This window comes from Nonomuraea fuscirosea (assembly GCF_035917475.1).
Lineage (GTDB): Bacteria > Actinomycetota > Actinomycetes > Streptosporangiales > Streptosporangiaceae > Nonomuraea > Nonomuraea fuscirosea.
In genome coordinates, this window is the sequence record NZ_CP109074.1 from 3,155,688 (window position 1) to 3,176,200 (window position 20,513).

Genomic DNA, 20,513 nt, shown 5'->3' on the forward strand with positions numbered 1-20,513 from the left:
CGGACGGGCCCGTCACTGGCACTTGCCCGCGAGCCATGAACGCAGCTGGGACGGGTAGTCGGTGGCGATCCGCTTGGCGCCGCTCTGGAGCGCCTGGTTCCACGCGCTCTCGTTCAGCCGCCAGGAGGGCGGCGGCTCCTCCCACATGGTGACGTCGGGCCAGACGGGGCCGCCGCTCAGCACCTGCGTCATGCCCGCGGCGGTCACCCGCCGCCGCAGCTCGGCGGAGACGCCGCTGTCGTGGGAATACAGGATGATCTCCTGCGACCGGTAGTTCTCCCTGACGGGGTCGAGCACCTCGGCCCAGGCCCGCGCCTTGATCGCGGCGTCCGCGTGGAACAGCGACTGCTTGCCCTCCGGCTTGACCTCCACCATCCCGATCATGCCGGCCGACCTCATCGCGGCCAGCCACTGGCGGAACGTGTGCACCCTTTCGCCCTCGAACGGGCCGCGCGTGATGGTGCGCCCGTCGAGCCGGGTGTCGCCGCTGGCCCACCAGATCTCGGTGATGTTCTTCTTCGTGCCGGTCAACCCCCAGGTCGATGTGTTGTGCCACATGACGGCCTTGGTGCCGTCCCTGGTGAGCTGCAGGTCGGCCTCGACGCCCGCCGCGCCCCACGCCTTGTACTGGCGGATGGCGGCCGGGTTGTTGGGCTGGCGGATCTGGTCCCGTTCCCAGGCGTCGGCGCCGGTGGGGTAGCCGCCGTGCCCGAAGATCTGCGGGCACGCGGGCAGCGCGGCCGACGGGGCGGTGAGTAACGAGGCCAGCAGGAACGCGGCGAGGGGGACTGCCACAGCACGCACCTTTCGATCTTGTCGTCAGTGCACGACACTGTCCCACAGCACGCTCGCGCCGGGCATCAGGTGACGATCGCGTTTCCGGCCCGACTACGACCGCAGCCGTTTCGAGCCGGCTTCGAGGTCGCGTACGGCCGCGACGGCCTGCGTCACGTCGGCGTGGATGTTCAGGGCGTCCCACACGCCGGTGAGCTGCAGGATCCGCGCCGGAAGATCCTGGACGGCGGCCAGGTGCAGCGTGCCGCCCTCCCGGCGGATGTCGGCGTGCACCAGCAGCAGCACCTGCAGGCCCATGCTGTCCATGAACGTCAGCCCGGCCAGATCGAGGATCAGGGGACGGCCGCGCCGCCGCTCCCGGCTGATGAAGGACTCGAGCCGGCCGACGTTGGTGGCGTCGAGCTCGCCCGACACGACGATCAGCGCGCCGGCGGCCACCGAGCGGCAGCGGACACCGAAGGGAGGAGACATGGAGGTCTCGTCGCGGGCGTTCAGCTGATCGACGAGTGCGCGAGAGAGATGAACACGAGCGATCCCCACAGTAGGCCGGCCTCATGGTGACGTCGGCGACGCCGTCACCGTTGACGCTACGGCCGAAGCGGGTCGCGGGAAAGGGCTTTGGCCATAAGATCTTCAGCCGTCCGGCCGTCTATCCGCCTTTCGCGGTAAAGGCCACCATTTCCGATGACTCGGCGGTTCGGTGGTGCATTTCTCCGTGCTTTTCCGGCGGTGACCAGGCCCGGATGCGGCGCTCGTCACGCGGTCACGGGTTCGGGTTCGATCGATCAAAGTTTCTTGATTGTCCCTGCCGGGGTGGCGCGCGGCGTGCTGTCGAATGCGGAATTACTTTCAATCTTGCTCCCTGTAAGGGCCCGATCGAAAGGAATTTTCATGCTTCGTCGTACTGTGTCAGGGGCCTTCGCCCTGACGGTCGCCGGCCTCATCACGGCAGCGGTTTCGCCCGCGCACGCCGAGCAGAGTGGCGCGCACCAGCGCCCGGCGACGTTCTACGACAGCGCCGCCGCCATCGTCAACGCCGACGGCAGCCTGAACAAGGGCACGAACGTCGTCAGGTCGTGGCTGGCGGCCACCGGCCGGTACTGCGTCCAGCTCTCCCACTCGGTGGAGGCGCCCGACGCGCTCATCCAGCTCACGCCGCGCGACCCGCGGCGCCTGCCGCACATCGCCTACCGCAACCCGTCCGCGACCTGCGACCACCACAACACGATCACCGTCAACGTGTACGACACCAACACGGGCCGCCTGGCCGACGGCGGATTCGACCTGCTGGCGCTCTGACCGTTGACCCGGACGTCCGGAGGCCCGTCACCCACGGCCTCCGGACGGGCCACCCACGACCCGGGCCGGTCGCAGGCGCAGGGCGGCCGCCACCAGCTGCCCGGCCAGAACGAGCACGCCCGCGACCTGCGTTCAGAGGAGCAGGTTGATGATGACCGTCAGCAGGATCGACAGCACCACCGAGATGGCGATCATGATCAGGCAGCCCGTCCAGCCGCCCAGCGGTCTGACGTCCCAGCCCCCGAATCTCATGGCGGACCGCCTACCCTGCCCCGATATCCGAAAACCCGGCCCGGCTCCGACCGAGGTCGCGCCCTGCGACTACTTCGGCCCACTGCGGCACGCCGGGACCGGCCGAAAACGCTGTACGACGGCCGCCTCGTGATCGGCGGCCGGGACGGCCGGGACGATCTCGTCCTGCGCCCCCGCGAGGTGACTCGCCGTGGGGACGGACGCCGGCTGGGGGATCTCCCGCGTCGACGCGGGCGCCACCCACCACTGCGGCTTCTGGGCGACGGCGACCTGAGCGGCCCTACGCCGGTGATCCGGCCACGCCGGCGGGGTTGCGCAGGAGCCCTTCGACCCCGTGCAAGAAGGTCTCGCCGATCAGCTCCGGGTCGAAGAGGCAGCCGGCCGCCATGGCGCCGTCCCGCAGCATGACGAAGTGCCGGCCGGCGGGCTCGGGCGGCGTGTGGCCGGCCTGCTCCAGCAGCCCGGTGACGGTCTCGAGGAACCACTGGCGGTGAGCGAGAACCGCCTGGTGGGCGGGATGCGCGGGGTCGGGGTATTCGGCCGCGGCGTTGAGGAAGGCGCAGCCGCGGAATCCGGGGGACCGGATGTCACCGGCGATGGACCGGCCGATGGCCAGCAGGCTTTCCCCGGCCGGCCGGCCCTCGGCCAGAGCCCCGTTCACCTGGCCGCGGATCGCCTGGTCGACGCCGTCGAGGTAGGAGAGGACGAGCTCTTCCTTGCCGGGAAAATGCCGATAGAGGGTCGCCCTGGTCACCTGCGCTTCCGTGACGATCCGGTCGATGCCGACCGAGTGGATGCCCTCGGTGTAGAAGATCCTGGTCGCCGTCGCGAGCAGCCGCGACCGCGCTTCGGAGGTCCGGCTCAGCGGTTCACTTCGCCCCATGCGAACACTATACCGGATAGAACGTTCGGTCTCTATGTACGAAGGCTCCGGGCGGATATCCGGTTGCCGGGCGGGTGGACGATCTCGGAGAATCCCCTGTCGTGCGCACGGTGCGTACGGAAGAGGGGACAGGTGGCGATGCAGGCAGCGGAGCGCGAACGGGCGATGGCCGCGGCCATGGCGACCGCATCGTCACTCGGACTGGCGGCGGACGACGCGATCGTCCTGCACGACTCGAACAAGCTCGCCCTGCGCCTGCTGCCCGGTGACGTCCTGGCCAGGGTGGCGCCCGCGGCCGAAGGGACGATGGCCTCCTTCGAGATCGAGGTGGCGCGGCGGTTCGGCGAATGCGGCAGCCCGGTGGCCGCACTGGAGCCGCGGGCCGAGCCACGCGTCCACGAACGCGACGGCTTCGTGATCACGCTGTGGACCTACTACGAGCCCGTGGGGTCCGGCGACGTCCCAGCGGCCGAGGTCGCCGACGCGCTCGGGCGGCTGCACGCCGGCATGCGCGCGGCGGACATCCCGGCGCGGCGCTTCACGGAACGGATCGAGGAGGCCCAGGTCCTGGTGGCGGACCGCGACCGTTCCCCGGCGCTCGGCGACGACGACCGCGAAGTCCTCGCCGGCGCGTTGCGCGACCTGAGGCGGACGATCACCGAGCGCGGCGCCCCCGAGCAGTTCCTGCACGGCGAGCCGCACCCCGGCAACGTGCTCAGTACGAAGGACGGGCTGCTGTTCATCGACTTCGAGACGTGCTGCCGAGGGCCGGTCGAGTTCGACCTCGCCCATCAGCCCGAGGAGGTCGGCGAGCACTATCCGGACGTCGATCGGGAGCTGCTGCGCCAGTGCCGGATCCTCGTCCTGGCGATGATCACGGCGTGGCGCTGGGACCGCGCCGACCAGTTCCCTGACGGGCGGCGGCTGGGCACGGAGTGGCTCGGGCAGTTGCGGGCGGAGCTCGATCACACCGGCCCTTCCACCGCCTCCGGCTGATCCCGGGCCTTCGAGGTCGGCGCCGTTCGGGCGCCAGGGGAGGCGGCGCTGTACGTCAGTCGCGGGTCCGATGGACGATCGCCTTCCTCGACCGTCCCGGATGGACCACGACCAGGTGCCACTCGGTGGGCAGGATGGTGCGGAAGTTCTCCTCGGCCCGTGCGTAGACCCGCACCCGGTAGCGGCCCGGCCCCTCGATGCCAGGTTGGGCAGGGGCCGCCCGGCGCCCTCCATGCCGCCCGGATCCACGGTGGGCATGACCAGGCGGCCGGTCCGGCTGGTGACCCCGACTTCGGCCACCTCCGTCCACCCCTTGAGTCGCAGCGGCGGAGCGTGGTCGAACGCCTTGACGGTCACGCAGACGTTCCCCTGGAGGATCGTGTCGACGCTCACCCCGGTTCCCTCGGCGGTGATCAGCCCGTGGGCCCGCCCGGTCCTGGGCTCGGCGTACGGGTTATCGCTGTCGGTGATGTGGTAGACGCCGCCCTCGGACGTGAACACCGCGGCCGTTCCCTGCCTGCGGCCCCGCATCTTGGGCCAGGGGTCACGGCAGGTGGCGTTGCTCGCGGCGTAGTACTCGGCGTTCGCCTTCACCATATGGTCGTCGGAAGGCTCCTGGTCCGGGCCCCTGATGGCATCGGGGCACAGGAAGACGAGGGCCTCCTCCAGCCCGCGCAGGTTGATCGTCCGGTCCTCGCTGCGCAGCCAGTCCTCGGTCAGCCGCCAGTACGGCAGGGCGCACAATCTCCTGCCGTACGCGAGCAGTTCCGCGTCCGACCTGACGGCGGGGAACATGGGGCCGCCCGCGTCCCGTACCAGACAGAGGAAGGCGCGCTCCCGATGCTCCGCCCGCGTGTCGCCGAACCCTCGCTCGCGCTCCGTCCACGCGGGGCAGCTCGCGTCATACGGCCGGTACGGGACGCGCGGATCCTCCTGACCGCCGGCCAGACCCGCGAGCAGCACGAGCACCGCGACGGCGGCGATTGCGCGGTCCATGGGGGCAGCGTAGCGATCTTGCCCGACCTTGCCTGAAATTTCGTACCAAGTCAGCACATAGAGCGCACCAGCTCCCGGCGGGCTCAGTCGTGGGCGATGTGCATGAGCTGCCGCCACAACAGCACCACGAACACCGCGGACCCGGCGAAGGCGAACCAGAACGGCGCCGCCACCCCGAATGCCGTGGCCAGGGTGCCGCCGATCAGGGAGCCGACCACCAGACCGGCGTAGACACAGACGGTGTTGACGCTGCCCACCCGCCCCTGCAGCTCACTGGGAACCGCACGCTGGCGGATGGTGACCGAGGTCGTGCCCCAGATGAACGCGTGCGCGCCGAAGACCAGGAAGATCCCGCCGGCCACCCACGGCGAATGCGTCAGGGCCAGGCCGAGGTGGGTGAGCGTCTCGATGACGAGTCCGATCCGCATCAGGGCGCCGAGGCTCACCTTGCGGGTGATGTACCCGTACAGACCGGTGCCGATCAGGCCGCCGATCCCGCCGATGGTGGTCATCAGGCCGAAACCCACGGCGCCGAGGCCGAGCTGCTCCTGGGTGTAGAGGACGAGCACCGACCAGGCCGCGCCGAACGTGAAGTTGAAGATCAGGATGGTCAGCGCCAGCGTACGGACGGCGGCGTGCCGGATGGTCCACTTGAACCCGGCGATCAGCTCCCGTACGGCGTTGGGCGCCTGATCGCCGTCCGGCCGGACCCGCGGCGGCAGGGTGATCCGGGAGACCAGGACGATCCCGGCCAGCACCAGCAGCAACTGCCCGGCGAACGGCCAGGTCACGCCCAGCCCGAACAGCGCCGCGCCGAGCGGCGGGCCGGCCAGCTGGTTGAGCGTGATGAACCCGGTGCCCAGGCGGGCGTTGGCGATGACGAGATCGTCCCTGTCGACCAGCGTGGGCGTCAGCGTGGCCGTCGTGTTGTCGGCGAACACCTCGGCGATGGACCGCAGCGAAAGGGCCACCAGTGCCGTCGCCACCGTCACGGTGCCGGTCACCATGAGCGCGACGAGGGCCGCCAGCACCAGGGCGCGTGCCACGTTCGCGACGATCACGATCTTGCGCCGGTCGTACCGGTCGGACAGGACGCCCGCGTACAGGCCGAACAGCAGCGGCGGCCCCCAGCTGACCAGCGCCGACAGCGAGATCAGCAGCGGGTCGCGGGTCAGCGACGCGATCAGCAGCGGGCCCGCCGCGGCCGCGACTCCGTCACCGAGATTCGTCAGCCAGCTCGACGCCAGCAACCATCGGAATCCCGTCCCCAATCGAGCCGGCAGGACTCGCTCCACCACTGAGATCACGAGCGCAAGACTCTACGTTTCGCGAGCTATCGGGGGCAACGCGTTTTTCGCCCTGGTGCGGGAGCGGGGCCGGCGAGCCACCGGTCGAACCAGGCGCGGGTGCGTTCCAGCACGTCGATCTGGTGCCGGCGTTCCCGGATCACGTGTCCTTCCCGCGGATAGGCGACGAACTCGTGCTCGCCGCCGAACCGCCGCAGCGCCCGATGGAAGTACGTGGCCTGGCCGAGCGGCACGCCCGGACGCAGCGGCAGGACACCGTCCACGACCGACCGCGCTGTCACCTTCTCGTCGAAGTCCATCGACACCGTTCCCCAGCCCTCGACCGTCATGATCGGGACAGAACCTATCGCCCGAGATCGTGCGGGGGATGAAGGCTGCGACGGGCGGAGGCGAAAATCTGTGTTCGCCGTAGTAGACATTCGCGCGCTCGGGTACTAGAGTTTCTGACATCGCAAGGAACGGATCCACCGGGCAGCGGAAACACCGGCAACACGATGAACTGCCCGGAATGAGGATGAAGTCAGTTGGGTCAGGCAGAAGGTCGGACGTGAAGGGCCAGCGCGGTTGGTAAGGGCCCAGATCGTGGACGCGCTGCCGTTGATGTAAGTGGACGTCACGTCCAGAGGAATAGGGAAGGGAGCGTTGAACGCCATCGAAGGATCGCCCGTCGCCGGCTGACGTTCGCCGCTCGGGTACCGCAGTTCCACAGGATTGGAAGGTGGTCTACGGTCACGCATCCGCGATCCCCGCATCGCCGCCGAACAGGGCGGCGGATGCGGATGACAACAAGCCGGCCCCAGGCCGGCAGATGGTGTTGAACCTCTTCGGGGCCCCGGCGCACATGGCGCCGGGGCCCCCTGTTGGCGTGAAGAAAGGTATTTATGGGTCAAGGGCACATACCCGGCGCCATGCAGGCTTCGCCCGCCGGTGCCGACGATGACGGTCTCAGCGGTGCGCCCAGCGCCGAGGACCGGTTCGACGATGACGACTACCCCGCCTACAGCATGGGCGCGGCGGCGGAGATGCTCGGCGTCACCCCGACGTTTTTGCGGGCCCTGGGCGCCGCCAAACTGATCGAGCCGAGACGCTCAAGCGGCGGCCACCGCCGCTACTCCCGCTATCAGCTGCGCCTGGCGGCCCGCGCCAGGGAGCTCGTCGACCAGGGCACGCCCGTCGAGGCCGCCTGCCGGATCATCATCCTGGAGGACCAGCTCGCCGAGGCGCTGCGCATCAACGCCGCGTACGAACGGGAACGCTCGGCCGGAAACTGACCCCACGACCGCCCCGCGCGGCGGGTCGCGGAGGCCGAGGTGACACCGGACGGATCAGGCATCGAACGCCCGCGTCAGCGGGCGCTCGTCGCGCGGGCCAGGAAGTCGCGAATCAGGCCGGCCACCTCGTCGCCCGCGCTCTCCAGCAGGAAGTGCCCGCCGTCCAGCAGGTGGATCTCCGCGTTCGGGACGTCCTGGGAGAACGCGCGGGCCCCGTCCGGCCCGAAGATCTCATCGCCCCTGCCCCACACGGCGAGCAGCGGCGGCTGGTTCGCCCGCAGGTAGGCGTGCAGCTCCTTGTACAGCGGCGGGTTGGTCGCGTAGTCGCGGAACAGCGCGAGCTGGATCGCGTCGTTGCCGGGACGGGACACCAGCGCGTGGTCGTGGTGCCAGGTGTCGGGGCTGACCAGGCTCTCGTCCGGGACGCCGGTGAGGTACTGCCAGCGGATGGCGTCGAGGCTCAGCGCGGTGCGGATCGCGCGCTCGGTCTCGGGCGTCTGCTCCCGGTGGTAGTCCCACACGGTCTGCCAGAAGCCCGGCACGAAGCCGGCGTCGTACCCGTTGCCGTTCTGCGTGATGATCGCCGTGACGGCCTCAGGGCCGGCCAGGGCCAGCCGCCAGCCGATCGGGGCGCCGTAGTCCTGCACGTAGACGGCGTAGCGCCGCACGCCCAGCTGGTCGAGCAGGCCGGCGGTGAGGCCGGTGAGGGCGTCGAAGGTGTAGTCGAACTCGTCGGCCGGCGGGGCGTCCGACAGCCCGAACCCGAGGTGGTCGGGAGCGATGACGTGGTAGCGGTCGGCGAGCGCCGGAATCAGGTGGCGGAACATGAACGAGCTGGTCGGGTAGCCGTGCAGGAGCACGACGGCCGGCGCGTCCGCGGGACCGGCCTCCCGGTAGAACAGCCGCCGGCCCTGGACGGTGGCGTAGCGATGGTGAACGGCAGTCATGTCTAACTCCTACGACTCGTTTTGATGGTTAGACCAAAGCACGGCTTGGTGTAACCTGTCAAACAGACTTTGGAGGTTAGGTTCGTCATGGAGCTCGATGTCGACGAGAAGCTGCTGCTCGACCTGCTGAACACCACGCCCGTGCACGACGGGCGGCCTTCCGACCTGCTGGCCGACCGCGACGACGGGCTGCGCTGGCTCGCCGAGCACGGCCAGCCGGCGTCGGCGGAGGAGTGGCGCGCCGCGCGTGACGCCCGCGCGGTGCTCCAGGACGTCGTACGCGGCGACGCGCCACCGGCCGCGCTCGCGCGTTTCGTCGAGGGCGTGCTGCGCCTGGCCTCGCTCGGCGAGGAGGGGATCGAGTGGACCCCGCGACTGCCGGAGGGCCGCGTCGCGGCCGCACGCGCCGTGCTGACCTGGGACGCGCTGCGCGTCTCCGGCCCGGGGCGGCTGCGCGCCTGCGCCAACGACGAGTGCCGGCTCTTCCTGATCGACCACAGCAGGCCGAACAACGCCCGCTGGTGCTCGATGGCCGGCTGCGGCAACCGCATGAAGGCCCGCCGGCACTACCAGCGCACCCGGCAGGCCAGGATGGACGGATAGCGGCGGCGGCCGGTCGGCGGCGCTCAGCGGCGGCTCACAGCACCTTGAGCAGCCGCCCGGCCAGTTCCGCCGCCGAGGCGGGGTTCTGCCCGGTGAACAGGTTGCCGTCGACCACCGTGTACGGCTGCCACATCTCGCCCTTGGCGAAGTCCACGCCGAGGGCGACGAGCTCGTCCTCCAGCAGCCAGCGCGCCTTCGGCGCCAGCCCGACCGCGTTCTCCTCCTCGTTGGTGAACCCGGTCACCTGGCGGCCGGCGAACGGCGACCGGCCGTGGATCCGGGTGGCCAGCATCGCGGCCGGGGCGTGGCAGACGATGGCCAGCGGCCTGCCAGAGGCCAGCGCCGCCGTCAGCAGCCGGCCGGCGTCCGCGTCCTGCCACAGGTCCTCCATGGGGCCGTGGCCGCCGGGCAGGTAGACGGCGTCGTAGTCGTCGAGGCGGGCGTCCGGCAGCCTGAGCGGCCGCCGCAGCACCTCCGCCGAGCGGATCGTCTCCTCCAGGTCGAGTGCCGCCTGCGCGCCGCCGGCCATGTCGGGCTGCAGGCTCATCATGTCCACGTACGGCACCACCCCGCCCGGAGTGGCGACCACGATCTCGTGCCCGGCATCGGTGAGCGCACGGTACGGGGCCGCGAACTCCTCGGCCCAGTACCCCGTCGCGTGCCTGGTGCCGTCCTTGAGCGTCCAGTACGCCGTACCGGTCATCACGAACAGAAGCTTCGCCATGGGACTTCCCCTCTGCGTGAAGTGACATCCCGCGGGAGGTCACCCGAAGCCGACCACCACGCTCCGGTGTCGGATCATTGCGGATGTGAAAATCGCCGTACATATCTCAAATTAGCGATAATCACCACAAATCAGACAAAATTGCATGTAAATCTCGGTTTCCGGAAAAGGCCTCCTTAGCGAGCGCGGCCGGTCGCCGTGACGTGGAGCGTTGTCCCTTCGTGATCCGGGACCAGCATGATCATCGCCGTGAAACATGTGATCTTATGCATCGTCGCCGGCGGCGTCGTCCTGGCGACCGGCACGCCGGCGCTGGCCGCCCCCAAGGACCCCCTCGCCGCCCTGCGCGCCCAGCTCTCGCCCGGCAGAGGCGTGACGCTCAAGCAGAAGACCGTCGGCAAGTCGCCCTCCACCCTGGCCCGCTCCGGGCGGGTGCAGTTCGACCGGCGCGGCATCGCCGCCTCCGACCTCACCGGCAAGCTGAGCGTGCCCGGTGGCGACGGCGCGGAACAGGACGACGGCGGCCAGGCCGCGGCGATCACCAAGCCGGAGCGCACCCTGCGCGTCGGCCGCACCTCCTACGTCAAGGGCGGCCCCATCGGCCCGGCCCTGCCCAAGGGCAAATCCTGGTTCAAGCAGTCGCCGGGCTGGACGTGCGGCATGACCGCCATGTACGGCGACTTCGTCAACGCCGCCGAGCCGAGCACCCTCAAGGCGCTGCTGGCCCGTTCCGCCCGCAAGGGGACGACGTACACGGGCAGCATGAGCGTCAAGGACTTGCGCCGCGTCTCGGCGTGGACCAGGGACACCCTGTGGTGGCAGCTCGCCGCCGGCGTCAAGGTGCACTGGACGCTCGTGGTGAGCCCGTCCGGCCTGCCCCGTACGCTGACCACCAAGCTGGCCAGTGCGAAGGTCGGCATGAGCGCGACCGGGATGAAGACCACCTACTCCGGCTGGGGCGCCAGGGTGTCCATCAAGGCGCCGCCCAGGTCGGCGGTGACCACGAAGCTGGACCCGGAGAAGGGAGGCCTCCGCCTGCCTCCCGCCCCCAAGCGCTGACGGCCCTCCGCCTGGACGGTGGAAACCCGGGGAGACCCCGTCTAGGCCCGGACCCGTGCTCAGCGGCAGTTGCCCCAGCTGTCGCGGGCGCCCTCGGCCGGCGGGCCGCCGTGGCCGCCGCTGCTGACGGCCCCGTAGAAGCGTACGCACTGGCCCGCGGTGAGGCCGATCGCGGCGGTGGCGAACAGGAGAGTGCATGCGCCCGCGTTGACGATCTTCCTGAGCGGACGTCGAGCGAGTGCCGAGATCGGAATTCCTCCTCGAGCGGTCGTACCGGGACGCCCGGCGAGTCGCGGACATCCCGGAGGTGGATGCCGTGGGCCGGAGCCGCTCCGGCCGCGTGGGCAAACCCTGGGGCCTACCCCGTCGAAACGGCCCGAACATCCCCTGGTGAGGCGCCGTGGTAGTGCCAGGTGTACCTCCAGGTCTCGCCCGCGCGCCCGTGTGCGCGGGCCCGGCCGGCACTTGGATGGTCGGCATGACAGACACACGTTCGATTCCCGGCCGTTGGGTCGAAGGCGCCGGCGCGGTGCTGGGGCCCCTGCTGCTCATCGCGGCGGTCCTCACCCGGATCGGCGCGGACGACTTCTTCCCCGGCCAGCTCGCCGCCTACGCCGCCGAACCGGGACGGATGGCCGTGTCGTACGGGGTGTTCGCCGCCGGCGTGGTGCTGCTCTGGCCGGCCGTCACGGCGCTGGCCCGGCGCATCGCCGTGACGCGTCCCGGCTGGGCCGGGTGGGGCGCCACGCTGGTCGTGCTCGGGCTGTTCGGGCGGATCTTCCACGCCGGCGTGAGCCACCTGGCGTTCCAGCTGGTGGACGAGCTCGGGCTGGAGGCGGCGCGGCGGGCCGTCGCGGACACCTACGGCGCCTTCCACGTCTTCAAGGCGGCCTCCGTCTGCATCATGGCCGGCTGGATCGTGCTCGCCGCCGGCGCCTTCCGCGCCAGGGCGTTCGGCGCGGGCCCGCTCGGCGTGGCCAGGTGCGGGGCGCTGGCGCTGGGGTGCGCGCTGCCGCTGGGCGTGCTGAAGGGCAGCAGCGACCCGATCTCGCTGCTCGCCCTGGCCGGGCTCGCCGCCGCCCTGGTGCCCTTCGGGCTCGGGCTGCTGCGCAACGGCCCGGCCCCCCGCTGGTGGGCCGTCGCCCTCACCGTCGCCCTGGTGCCGGGCGCGTACGTCGTCGGCATGCTCGGCTGACCGCCGGCGACGGCCTGCACCGATGGTCCGCACGTCGAGCGGTGGGAGAGTGGTGGGCATGCGGGTGTCGACGGCGAGCGTCGCGGCGCGGGCCGGCCGCGTCAACGAGGACTTCACCGGCGCGGTCCCGGCCGGAGCGGTGCTGGTCGACGGCGCCGGCATCCCCGGCGGGGAGGCGACCTGCCGTCACGGCGTCGCCTGGTACGCCTCGCGCCTGGGCGGCGCCCTCCTCGCCCTCCTCGCGCCGGGGCCGGGCCGCGATCTGCGCGACCTGCTCGCCGAGGCCATCGAGCAGGTGACGGACGCCCACCGCGGCACCTGCGACGTCGCCGACCCCATCGGCCCGTCGGCGACCGTCGCCATGCTGCGCGTGTCCGGCGGCGTCCTCGACCACCTCGTGCTCGGCGACTGCTACCTCGTGCTCGACCGGGCGGACGGCGCGCCGGTCGTCGTCACCGACCCGCGCGAGGTGGTCATCAGCCGCTCGTACGTGCCCGCCCTGGAGGCCGCGGGCCAGGGAACCGACGAATACCAGCGGATCCTGGGCGAACTGCGCGCCCACCGGAACGCGCCGGGCGGCTTCTGGCTGGCCAAGGACGACCCGCGGGCGGCCGGCGAGGCGGTCACCGGGAGCCGTCCGATCCCGGAGCTGTCCGGCGCCGTCCTGCTCAGCAACGGCGCCGCCCGCATCGCCGGCGAGCTTGAGCCGATCGGCTGGCCGGAGGTCCTGGCCGTCCTGGCGTCGAGCGGGCCCGCCGAGATCATCCGCCGCGTCCGGCGGGCGGAGGCCCGTCACGCCGTCCGGCCGGACGACGCGACGATCACCCACTGCACCGGCCTGGACGAGGCTTGAAGGCCACCGGCGCGAGGGGCTCGGGCCAGGTCGAGCGCGAAGGGCTCAGGCGAGGTCGGCGGCCAGGGGCGGGACGAGCGCGGCGACGGCCTCCGCCACGCTGTCGTGGATGTCCAGGGTGTCCCAGACGCCGGTGATCCGGAGGAGCCGGGCCGGCCGTTCCCGTACGGAGACCAGGTGCAGGCTGCCCGCCCGCGCCAGGACCTCGGCCCGCACCCGCAGCAGCACGTGCAGCCCGCTGCTGTCCATGAAGGTGAGCCCGTGCAGATCCAGGATCAGCGGCCGGCCGGGCCGCAGCGCGCGGGCGATGGCGGACTCCAGGAGGCCGGCGTTGGTGGTGTCGATCTCACCCGCCACGGTGACGAGCACACCGGCGGGGGAGGGGTGGCAGGTCACGCTGAGCGCGGTAGGCATGGCCGCTGTCCTCAGCAGGTCGGCGAGTGCGAGGTTGACGGGCATGAGGGTCCCTGGGGGAGTAGGTCGGCTTGATGCGGACGGCCTTTCACCGTCACTGTCGAGAGTACGCCCGAACTATGTTACAGGAAAGAGGATTCGTCAATTTCAGGTGAGGTAATGCTAGAGGTGCACCTCGCCACCGTCCACGACCAGGTCGGCGCCGAGGAAGAAGGCGGACTGGTCGGAGGCGAGGAAGGCCACCACGTTGGCGACCTCCTCCGGGCGGCCGATCCGGCCGAGCGGGACGGCCTCGGTGAACCGCGCCTTGGCGCCGGCGTCCCCGCCGGCCACGCCGTCGAGCCCGGGGGTGTCGATGGTGCCGGGGGAGATCGCGTTGACCCGGATGCCGCGGTCCTTGAGCTCGTTGGCCCAGGTCCTGGCGAAGGAGCGGATGGCCGCTTTGGAGGCCGCGTACGCGCCGAACTCCGCGACGCCGTCGCCGGCCCGTACCGAGGAGTTGAGTATCACCGACGCGCCGTCGTTGAGCAGCGGCAGCGCCTTCTGCACCGTGAACAGGGTGCCGCGGACGTTGACGCCGAAGACGCGCTCGAGGTGCTCCCCGGTGGTCTGCTCCAGGGTCGCGAACGAGGCGGCGGCGGCGTTGGCGAACAGCACGTCCAGGCCCCGGCCCCGGTCCGCGACGGCGGCGTAGAGCCGGTCCAGGTCGCCCGGCGCCGCGATGTCGCCGGGCACAGCCGTCACCGCCGCGGGGCCCAGGCTCTCCACCACCGCGTCGAGGACGGTCTTCCTGCGTCCGGTGATGAACACGTGCGCGCCCTCGGCCACCAGCCGCCGGGTCGCGGCCAGGCCGATGCCCGTGCCGCCGCCGGTGACGACGGCGGTCTTGTTCTCCAGCTGTCCCATGGCTTTCACCTCGTCAGATTTATGCATCGATCGGTACGGAATGCGACGATAGCAGTTCCGCACCGTCCGGTACAAAAGACGGTAGACTCGGCCCCATGGAAACGCAGGGGAAGGCGCCGATCGGCCGGCCGCGCGGCTTCGACCCGGACGAGGCGCTCGACCGGGCCATGCGCGTCTTCTGGGCGCAGGGTTACGAAGGCGCCAGCCTCACCGACCTGACCCAGGCCATGGGCATCAGCCGCACCAGCATGTACGCCGCCTTCGGCAGCAAGGAGAACCTGTTCCACCTGGCCCTGCGGCGCTACAGCGACGGCCCCGCCGCGTACGTCTTCCGGGCCCTGGAGCAGCCGGCCGCACGGCAGGTCGCCGCCGCGTTCCTCGGCGGCGCGGTCGAGGCCACCACCCGCCCCGACTGCCCCGCAGGCTGCTTCGGCGTCCAGGGTTCGCTGGCGGCGGGAGAGCCGGGCCGCGCCGCCCGCGACACGCTGGCGGCCTGGCGCGACAACGGGGTCACGCTGCTCAGGGAACGGTTCCAGCGGGCCGTGGACGAGGGCGACCTGCCTACCGGGTCCGGTCCGGGGCTGCTCGCCCGCTATCTCATGACCGTGGCCAACGGCATCGCCGTCCAGGCCGCGGGCGGCGCCGCCCGCGACGAGCTCCAGTCGGTGGCCGACCTGTCCCTGCGGCAGTGGCCGCCCGCCTGAGGGCTTCTTGGAGCGTTCCGAATCGCTCTGTTTTGACACTTTCTATGGGTAACCGCTATCTATTGGCCAACCGTTAGGGGGTGTCATGCAGGACGCGGTGCTGGCGATGCTCGCCAAGGAGCCGTCGCACGGCTACGAGCTGCACGCGCGGCTGCGGCGCAGCCTCGGTCCGCTGGGCGAGTCGATGAACCGGGGGCAGATCTACGTCACGCTGGCCCGGCTGGAGCGAGCGGGCCTGGTGACCTCCGAGCGCGAGGACGGCCTGCCCGAGCGGCCCGAGCGCAAGGTCCACGCGCTGACGCCGGCCGGGCAGCAGCGGGTGACCGCCTGGCTGGCCGAGGTGGGCTGGCCGAAACCCGACCTGGCGGAGTTCCATCTCAAGCTCGCCGCCGCCGCGGCGGGACGGCTGGCCGACCCGGTGGAACTGATCGCGGCACAGCGCCGCGAGCTGCTGCGCCGCCTGCGCGAGGCGCAGCAGGCGGCGCTGGCCGAACCGGCGGAACCAGAACCGGCGGTGACAGGGCCCCCGCGAACAGGACATTCGGGCGCAGGACCGGCGGGGCCGGGAGCCGGGCTGCTGCTGGAAGGGGTCATGCTCCGGCTGCGCGCCGACCTGCGCTGGCTGGACGCCTGCGAACGGGCCTGGTCCAGGGCCGACGACGAGATCGAGGGTGGATGAACGGGTCGAGTGCCGCCGCGGTCGTGACCCGCGGCCTGGTGAAGCAGCACGGTCAGGGGCACGGCGGGGTCCGCGCGGTCGACGAGATCGACCTGGAGGTGCCCCAGGGGCAGACGCTCGCGGTCATGGGTCCCAGCGGCTGCGGCAAGTCCACACTGCTGCACCTGCTGGGCGGCCTGGAGCGGCCCGACGGCGGCGAGGTGTGGCTGGCCGGGCGGCGCATCGACACGCTGAGCGAACGAGCCCTGGCGCGCATGCGCCGCCGGTCGGTGGGATTCGTCTTCCAGGGCTTCCACCTGATGGAGGAACTGACCGCGGCCGAGAACGTGGAACTCCCCGCGCTGCTGGCCGGCCGCTCGCGCCGCCAGGCCAGACGGCGCGCGGGCCGGCTGCTGGAGCAGGTCGGGCTCACCGCCCGTGCCCGGCACCTGCCCTCCCAGCTGTCGGGCGGGCAGCGCCAGCGGGTCGCCGTCGCCCGCGCCCTGGTCAACGATCCCCTGGTCGTCCTGGCCGACGAGCCCACCGGCAACCTCGACACCGCGGCCACCCACGACGTGCTGCGGATCTTCGGGGAGCTGCGTTCCGCCGGGCAGACGTTCGTGATCGTCACCCACGACGAGCGGGTGGCCGCCACGGCGGATCGGCTGATCTCGATGCGCGACGGGATGTTCGTCGACGACCTCAGGATGGCCGCCGCCCGCCCGCGCGGGCTCGGCGGGCTGATCGGGCTGGGGGACTGAACGTCATGGGCTCCCTCGTGCTCGTCCCGCGCCTGGTCCTGGCCGACGTGCGCCGGCATCGGCTCCAGGCGGCGATGCTGCTGCTCGCGGTGACCGTGGCCACCGCCACGATGGCCCTCGGCCTGTCGCTGAACGGCGTCAGCGACGCGCTGTACGAGCAGACCCGCGCGGCCACTGCCGGACCGGACGTGGTGGTGCTCTCCGGCGAGCCGGGTCCCGCCGCGACCTCGGCCCTGTCCTCCCTGGCGCGGGCCCCCGAGGTCACCGCCCACCACGGCCCCTACCGCATCGTCTACGCCGACCTCGCCGTCCACGGCCGCACCTCCAACGTGGTGGTGCACGGCTTCGCCGAGAAGCCGGGTGCGGTCAACCGCCCGCTGACGACCTCGGGCCACTGGGTACGCCCCGGCGGCACCGTACTCGAACGCGGTTTCGCCACCGCGCTCGGCGTCGGCGTGGGCGACCGCGTCACCATCGCCGGCCGCCCGTACCCCGTCGTCGGGGTCGCCGTCACCGCGGCAACCTCCGTCTACCCGGGCGCGGCCCAGATCGGCCCCGGCGGCGCGGGCAGCGACTACAGCGGCCTGGCCTGGATGACCCGGTCGGACGCCAAGGCGCTGGCCTCGGCCCATGACCTGCCGGTGACCGTCGCCCTCGACCTCACGCTGCGCGACCCCGCCCGCGCCGACGCCTTCCGCGAGGCCCACCGCGACCCCGATCTGCGGCTCTCCTTCCGCTCCTGGCGGTTCACCGCCGCCCAGGACCTGAACCTGCTCAAGGACAGCCAGCCGATCCTCATCGTCGGAAGCTGGCTGATCGGCTTCCTGGCGATCACCGGGGTGGCGGCGCTGGCCGCCGGGCGCGCCGCCGAGCAGACACGCAGGGCCGGGCTGCTCAAGGCCGTCGGCGCCGGCCCCGGCCTGATCGCCACCGTGCTGCTCACCGAATACCTGGCCCTGGCGCTGGCCGGCGACGCGCTGGGGCTGCTGATCGCCCGGCTGAGCGTGCCCGCCATCGCCAGCCCCACCGACAGCCGGATCGGCGACGCGGCCGGGCCGGGCACGGCCGCCGTCGTCACCGCGACGCTGCTCGCCGTGGCGGTGGCGGTGCTGTCCACGCTGCGCCCGACGCTGCGGGCCATGCGCACGGCGACCGTCACGGCGCTGACCGCCACTACCCATCAGCCCCGCCACCGTCCCCGCCTCACCGCGCTGTCCGCGCTGCTGCCCACGCCGCTCCTGCTCGGGCTGCGGCTGACCGCCCGCCGGCTGGGCCGCGCCGTGCTGCAGGCGTGCTCCACCGCCACCACGGTGATCGCGATCGTCGCCCTGCTCACCCTCCACGCCCAGACGGAGCGGGGGTACGGCCTGGGCGGCTCCTCCGTCCTGCCCAACCTGCGGGGCGAGCACGACCGCCGGCTCATGCTCGCCGTCGCCGTGCTGCTCATCACGCTCGCCGTGGTGAACACCGTCACGTTCACCTGGACCACCGCCATGGAGGCCGAGGCGAACATGGCCGTCGCGCGCACGCTCGGCGCCACCCCCGGTCAGATCTCGGCCGGGCTGTCGGCCGCCCAGCTCCTGCCCACCCTGCCCGGCGCCGTCCTCGGCGTCCCGCTGGGCGACGGCCTGCTCTCCCTCTTCGCCGCCAGGAACGCGGTGGAGGCGCCCTCGTCCTGGCTGCTCGCGGCGGTGCTCGCGACCCTCGTGGCCACGGCCGCGCTCACCGCCCTGCCCGCCCGCCTGGCGGCCCGCCGCCCCGTGGCGCGGGCACTCAGCGCGGAAGCCGCCTGACCGCCGCACGAGCACCGGGCAGGGCGGGCCCAGGGGATGAACCCGGGATCGCTGGGTATGCAGCATTCATCCCGGTGAGGAGAACGCACTGATCGACGATGATCCGTGCCCTCACCCCCGTTCGTCGCCGGTGACCGAGCCTGATCGGACTGAGCCCGATCGGATTGAGCCCGATACGACTGGGCCTGATGGGACGGAGCCTGATGTGACGACGACCAGACCCGGCGACCGGCCGCCGTCCCCCTCGTTCAGCTGACGCGGGTGCCGGGCGATGGACCTGTCGGACCGCGAACGCCGGATCCTGGGCGAGATCGAACAGGAACTCCGCCGCGGCGACCGTGCCTTCGTCCGCCGCATCGAGTCGCTCAACGCCGCCTGCCGCCGGACAGGGGCGCAACGCTACGCCGCCCACACCACCTGGCGCGAGCTCTGGTGCGTGCTGCTGCTGGCCCTCGCCCTGGCCGCGCTGGCCGTGCTCCTGGTCCTGTCCGCCGGCGGCGCCCGCGCTCCCGCGCCGCAGCGCGTGCCCGCGCCGAGCCACGCCCTGGCGCCGATGCCCGCGCTCAGGCCCGTCTCCCGCGCCCGCTCGGACTCCGCGTGCACCGATGAGCGGAACCGGGCGGAAACCGGGGCATGCCGTGATCCTTACCGAATGCGGAGCTTTCGGCGAGAGCGGGCAGAGGTTCGTCCGGGAAGTCTCGGGTAGGCGGGCGGACCGCGATTTTCCGGACGAGCGCGAAGGAGCGCATGCACATGACCTTCAACCCGTTGCGGGAACGAGGCATCCCGCTGGACAAGCAGCTACGGAACTGGCGCGAGCTGAACGTCGTCCCGATCGATCCCGATCACGCCGATCCGTACACCAGGTGCCGGATCATCACGATGAACGGGATCGAGGTGGAGGCGATCATGTTCAGCCACCACCTGGCCCGCCACTGCCCGGATCTGGAGATCAAGCAGCAACTGGCCCGGGTTCGCTACATCGAGGCGCAGCAGCAGAAGGTGGTCAACTGGCTGCTGCCCGGGGTTTCCTCGGTGCTGGAGACCACGATCGCCTACGAGCAGGTGGCCGTCGACCTGACCGCCTGGGTGGCGCGGATGGAGCCGGACTCCTACCTCAAGCAGGCCTACCAGTTCGGCGTGCTGGAGGACTTCGACCACCTCTACCGGTACGCCAACCTGTACGAGATGATCGAGCACCGCAAGGCGGAGAAGATCGTCGACGGGCTGACCGAGGTGATGCCGGGCCGGCCGACGTACCTGCATCACCGCAACCCCATCGACAACGTGCGCGAGCCCTACGACCGCTCCAGCACGGCGCCGATCTCCAAGCTGCACGCGCTGACCATCATGTCGGCCGAGCAGCAGACGATGAACTTCTACATGAACGTCGGCCCGACCGCGATGGAGCCGATCGCCCGGCAGCTGTACCAGGAGATCGGGCTGATCGAGGAGGAGCACGTCACCCACTACGAGTCGCTGGTCGACCCGGGCGAGAGCTGGTGGGAGATGCTGCTCAACCACGAGTACAACGAGTGCTACCTGTACCACTCGTTCATGGAGACCGAGTCCGATCCCAAGGTCAAGGCGATCTGGGAGCTGCACCTGAACATGGAGCTGGAGCACCTGCGCCTGGCCGCCGAGCTGTTCAAGCGGCTCGACGGCCGCGACCCGGAGCAGGTCTGCGCGCCGGAGCTGCCGGCGCCCGTGACGTTCGAGCCGAACAAGGCCTATCTGCGTGAGCTGCTGTCCACTCAGATCGACATCACCACGCTGGGCACCGGTTACGTGCAGGAGGCCCACGAACGCTTTGAGAAGATGCAGGAAGCCCTCATGGGCGGCGAAGTGGCCCCCTCGGAGCGGGTCATCGACGACAACCGGGCTGTCTCCGGCCACGAGTACCGGCTGCAGACCGAGGGCGAGCACCCGGTCCACAGCCTGGCCGCCAACCGCTGACCCAGCCGGCCCCGACCCGCCTCCTCGCCGGGGAGGCGGCGTCCCGGTGATCATCGCCATCTCAGCACGCACGGGAAACGCCGGTTCGCGGCGCGGACAAGGGGGGTTGTCCGCGCCGCGGGGCCGTCCCGCGGAAGGTCA

The 20,513-nt window shown here is 71.5% G+C and carries 22 protein-coding genes; 13 read left to right on the forward strand and 9 right to left on the reverse strand.

Translation table 11 applies throughout. The annotated features are described in order from the left end of the window. Nucleotides 1–12 precede the first annotated feature (12 nt). Both OIE67_RS14245 and OIE67_RS14250 read right to left on the reverse strand, forming a co-directional pair. Entirely contained in the window at nucleotides 13–795 is a 783-nt protein-coding gene (locus OIE67_RS14245; protein ID WP_326640350.1) for a glycerophosphodiester phosphodiesterase, read from the reverse strand. Nucleotides 796–888: 93 nt separating this feature from the next. Then, nucleotides 889–1,266, reverse strand: a complete 378-nt coding sequence (locus tag OIE67_RS14250) for an STAS domain-containing protein (protein WP_326640352.1) — start codon at nucleotides 1,264–1,266, stop codon at nucleotides 889–891. Between the two features lie 420 nt (nucleotides 1,267–1,686). Here OIE67_RS14250 and OIE67_RS14255 point away from each other — a divergent pair, with 420 nt between their 5' ends. Then, a complete protein-coding gene (locus OIE67_RS14255; RefSeq protein ID WP_326640354.1) occupies nucleotides 1,687–2,094 on the forward strand; it encodes a hypothetical protein in 408 nt (135 codons plus the stop codon). A gap of 532 nt (nucleotides 2,095–2,626) precedes the next feature. On the opposite strand, the gene OIE67_RS14260 is transcribed toward OIE67_RS14255, so the two are convergent. Further along, nucleotides 2,627–3,229 carry a TetR/AcrR family transcriptional regulator gene (locus OIE67_RS14260; protein ID WP_326640356.1) on the reverse strand — a complete coding sequence of 201 codons (603 nt, stop codon included), beginning with the start codon at nucleotides 3,227–3,229 and terminating at the stop codon, nucleotides 2,627–2,629. A 138-nt stretch (nucleotides 3,230–3,367) separates the two neighbouring features. Between OIE67_RS14260 and OIE67_RS14265 the strand changes: the two genes are divergently transcribed. Continuing rightward, nucleotides 3,368–4,225 carry a phosphotransferase family protein gene (locus OIE67_RS14265; RefSeq protein ID WP_326645354.1) on the forward strand — a complete coding sequence of 286 codons (858 nt, stop codon included), beginning with the start codon at nucleotides 3,368–3,370 and terminating at the stop codon, nucleotides 4,223–4,225. A gap of 1,079 nt (nucleotides 4,226–5,304) precedes the next feature. Here the strand turns inward: OIE67_RS14265 and OIE67_RS14270 are convergent. Then, nucleotides 5,305–6,471 carry an MFS transporter gene (locus tag OIE67_RS14270; RefSeq protein ID WP_326640358.1) on the reverse strand — a complete coding sequence of 389 codons (1,167 nt, stop codon included), beginning with the start codon at nucleotides 6,469–6,471 and terminating at the stop codon, nucleotides 5,305–5,307. A gap of 83 nt (nucleotides 6,472–6,554) precedes the next feature. Next, on the reverse strand, nucleotides 6,555–6,857 hold the full coding sequence (locus tag OIE67_RS14275; protein WP_326640359.1) for a prolyl oligopeptidase family serine peptidase: 303 nt from the start codon (nucleotides 6,855–6,857) through the stop codon (nucleotides 6,555–6,557). 579 nt (nucleotides 6,858–7,436) lie between these two features. On the opposite strand from OIE67_RS14275, the gene OIE67_RS14280 reads away from it, so the two are divergent. After that, entirely contained in the window at nucleotides 7,437–7,799 is a 363-nt protein-coding gene (locus tag OIE67_RS14280) for a helix-turn-helix domain-containing protein (protein WP_326640361.1), read from the forward strand. Nucleotides 7,800–7,873: 74 nt separating this feature from the next. Here the strand turns inward: OIE67_RS14280 and OIE67_RS14285 are convergent, their stop codons facing one another. Continuing rightward, entirely contained in the window at nucleotides 7,874–8,746 is an 873-nt protein-coding gene (locus OIE67_RS14285; protein ID WP_326640363.1) for an alpha/beta fold hydrolase, read from the reverse strand. A gap of 87 nt (nucleotides 8,747–8,833) precedes the next feature. Here OIE67_RS14285 and OIE67_RS14290 point away from each other — a divergent pair, with 87 nt between their 5' ends. Next, entirely contained in the window at nucleotides 8,834–9,349 is a 516-nt protein-coding gene (locus tag OIE67_RS14290; RefSeq protein ID WP_326640365.1) for a CGNR zinc finger domain-containing protein, read from the forward strand. 34 nt (nucleotides 9,350–9,383) lie between these two features. On the opposite strand, the gene OIE67_RS14295 is transcribed toward OIE67_RS14290, so the two are convergent. After that, a complete protein-coding gene (locus OIE67_RS14295; protein ID WP_326640367.1) occupies nucleotides 9,384–10,073 on the reverse strand; it encodes a type 1 glutamine amidotransferase domain-containing protein in 690 nt (229 codons plus the stop codon). 249 nt (nucleotides 10,074–10,322) lie between these two features. Between OIE67_RS14295 and OIE67_RS14300 the strand changes: the two genes are divergently transcribed. The 3 genes from OIE67_RS14300 to OIE67_RS14310 all read left to right on the forward strand — a co-directional run bounded on the left by OIE67_RS14300 (nucleotide 10,323) and on the right by OIE67_RS14310 (nucleotide 13,180). Beyond that, nucleotides 10,323–11,132: a hypothetical protein gene (locus OIE67_RS14300; protein WP_326640369.1), complete on the forward strand. Its 810-nt coding sequence runs from the start codon at nucleotides 10,323–10,325 to the stop codon at nucleotides 11,130–11,132. Between the two features lie 478 nt (nucleotides 11,133–11,610). Then, a complete protein-coding gene (locus tag OIE67_RS14305; RefSeq protein WP_326640371.1) occupies nucleotides 11,611–12,327 on the forward strand; it encodes a hypothetical protein in 717 nt (238 codons plus the stop codon). A gap of 58 nt (nucleotides 12,328–12,385) precedes the next feature. Continuing rightward, a complete protein-coding gene (locus tag OIE67_RS14310) occupies nucleotides 12,386–13,180 on the forward strand; it encodes an integrase (RefSeq protein WP_326640373.1) in 795 nt (264 codons plus the stop codon). Between the two features lie 45 nt (nucleotides 13,181–13,225). Here OIE67_RS14310 and OIE67_RS14315 read toward each other — a convergent pair whose 3' ends face one another. After that, a complete protein-coding gene (locus tag OIE67_RS14315) occupies nucleotides 13,226–13,639 on the reverse strand; it encodes an STAS domain-containing protein (protein ID WP_326640375.1) in 414 nt (137 codons plus the stop codon). A gap of 117 nt (nucleotides 13,640–13,756) precedes the next feature. Continuing rightward, nucleotides 13,757–14,500: an SDR family NAD(P)-dependent oxidoreductase gene (locus OIE67_RS14320; RefSeq protein ID WP_326640377.1), complete on the reverse strand. Its 744-nt coding sequence runs from the start codon at nucleotides 14,498–14,500 to the stop codon at nucleotides 13,757–13,759. Between the two features lie 95 nt (nucleotides 14,501–14,595). On the opposite strand from OIE67_RS14320, the gene OIE67_RS14325 reads away from it, so the two are divergent. The 6 genes from OIE67_RS14325 (at nucleotide 14,596) to OIE67_RS14350 (ending at nucleotide 20,372) form a co-directional block, all read left to right on the forward strand. Beyond that, the gene (locus OIE67_RS14325; RefSeq protein WP_326640379.1) at nucleotides 14,596–15,204 is read left to right on the forward strand and encodes a TetR/AcrR family transcriptional regulator; all 609 of its coding nucleotides are present in this window, start codon (nucleotides 14,596–14,598) and stop codon (nucleotides 15,202–15,204) included. An 85-nt stretch (nucleotides 15,205–15,289) separates the two neighbouring features. Continuing rightward, on the forward strand, nucleotides 15,290–15,883 hold the full coding sequence (locus OIE67_RS14330) for a PadR family transcriptional regulator (RefSeq protein WP_326640381.1): 594 nt from the start codon (nucleotides 15,290–15,292) through the stop codon (nucleotides 15,881–15,883). After that, nucleotides 15,880–16,623: an ABC transporter ATP-binding protein gene (locus OIE67_RS14335; protein ID WP_326640383.1), complete on the forward strand. Its 744-nt coding sequence runs from the start codon at nucleotides 15,880–15,882 to the stop codon at nucleotides 16,621–16,623. Before OIE67_RS14330 ends, OIE67_RS14335 begins: the two co-directional genes overlap by 4 nt. Before the next feature lie 5 nt (nucleotides 16,624–16,628). Next, nucleotides 16,629–18,416 carry an ABC transporter permease gene (locus OIE67_RS14340; protein ID WP_326640385.1) on the forward strand — a complete coding sequence of 596 codons (1,788 nt, stop codon included), beginning with the start codon at nucleotides 16,629–16,631 and terminating at the stop codon, nucleotides 18,414–18,416. A 271-nt stretch (nucleotides 18,417–18,687) separates the two neighbouring features. Then, nucleotides 18,688–19,122, forward strand: coding sequence for a DUF3040 domain-containing protein (locus OIE67_RS14345; RefSeq protein ID WP_326640387.1), 435 nt, complete (start codon nucleotides 18,688–18,690; stop codon nucleotides 19,120–19,122). Between the two features lie 47 nt (nucleotides 19,123–19,169). Beyond that, nucleotides 19,170–20,372 (forward strand): ferritin-like domain-containing protein, encoded by a 1,203-nt coding sequence (locus tag OIE67_RS14350; RefSeq protein WP_106251344.1) that lies wholly within the window; start codon nucleotides 19,170–19,172, stop codon nucleotides 20,370–20,372. The last annotated feature ends 141 nt before the right edge of the window (nucleotides 20,373–20,513 follow it).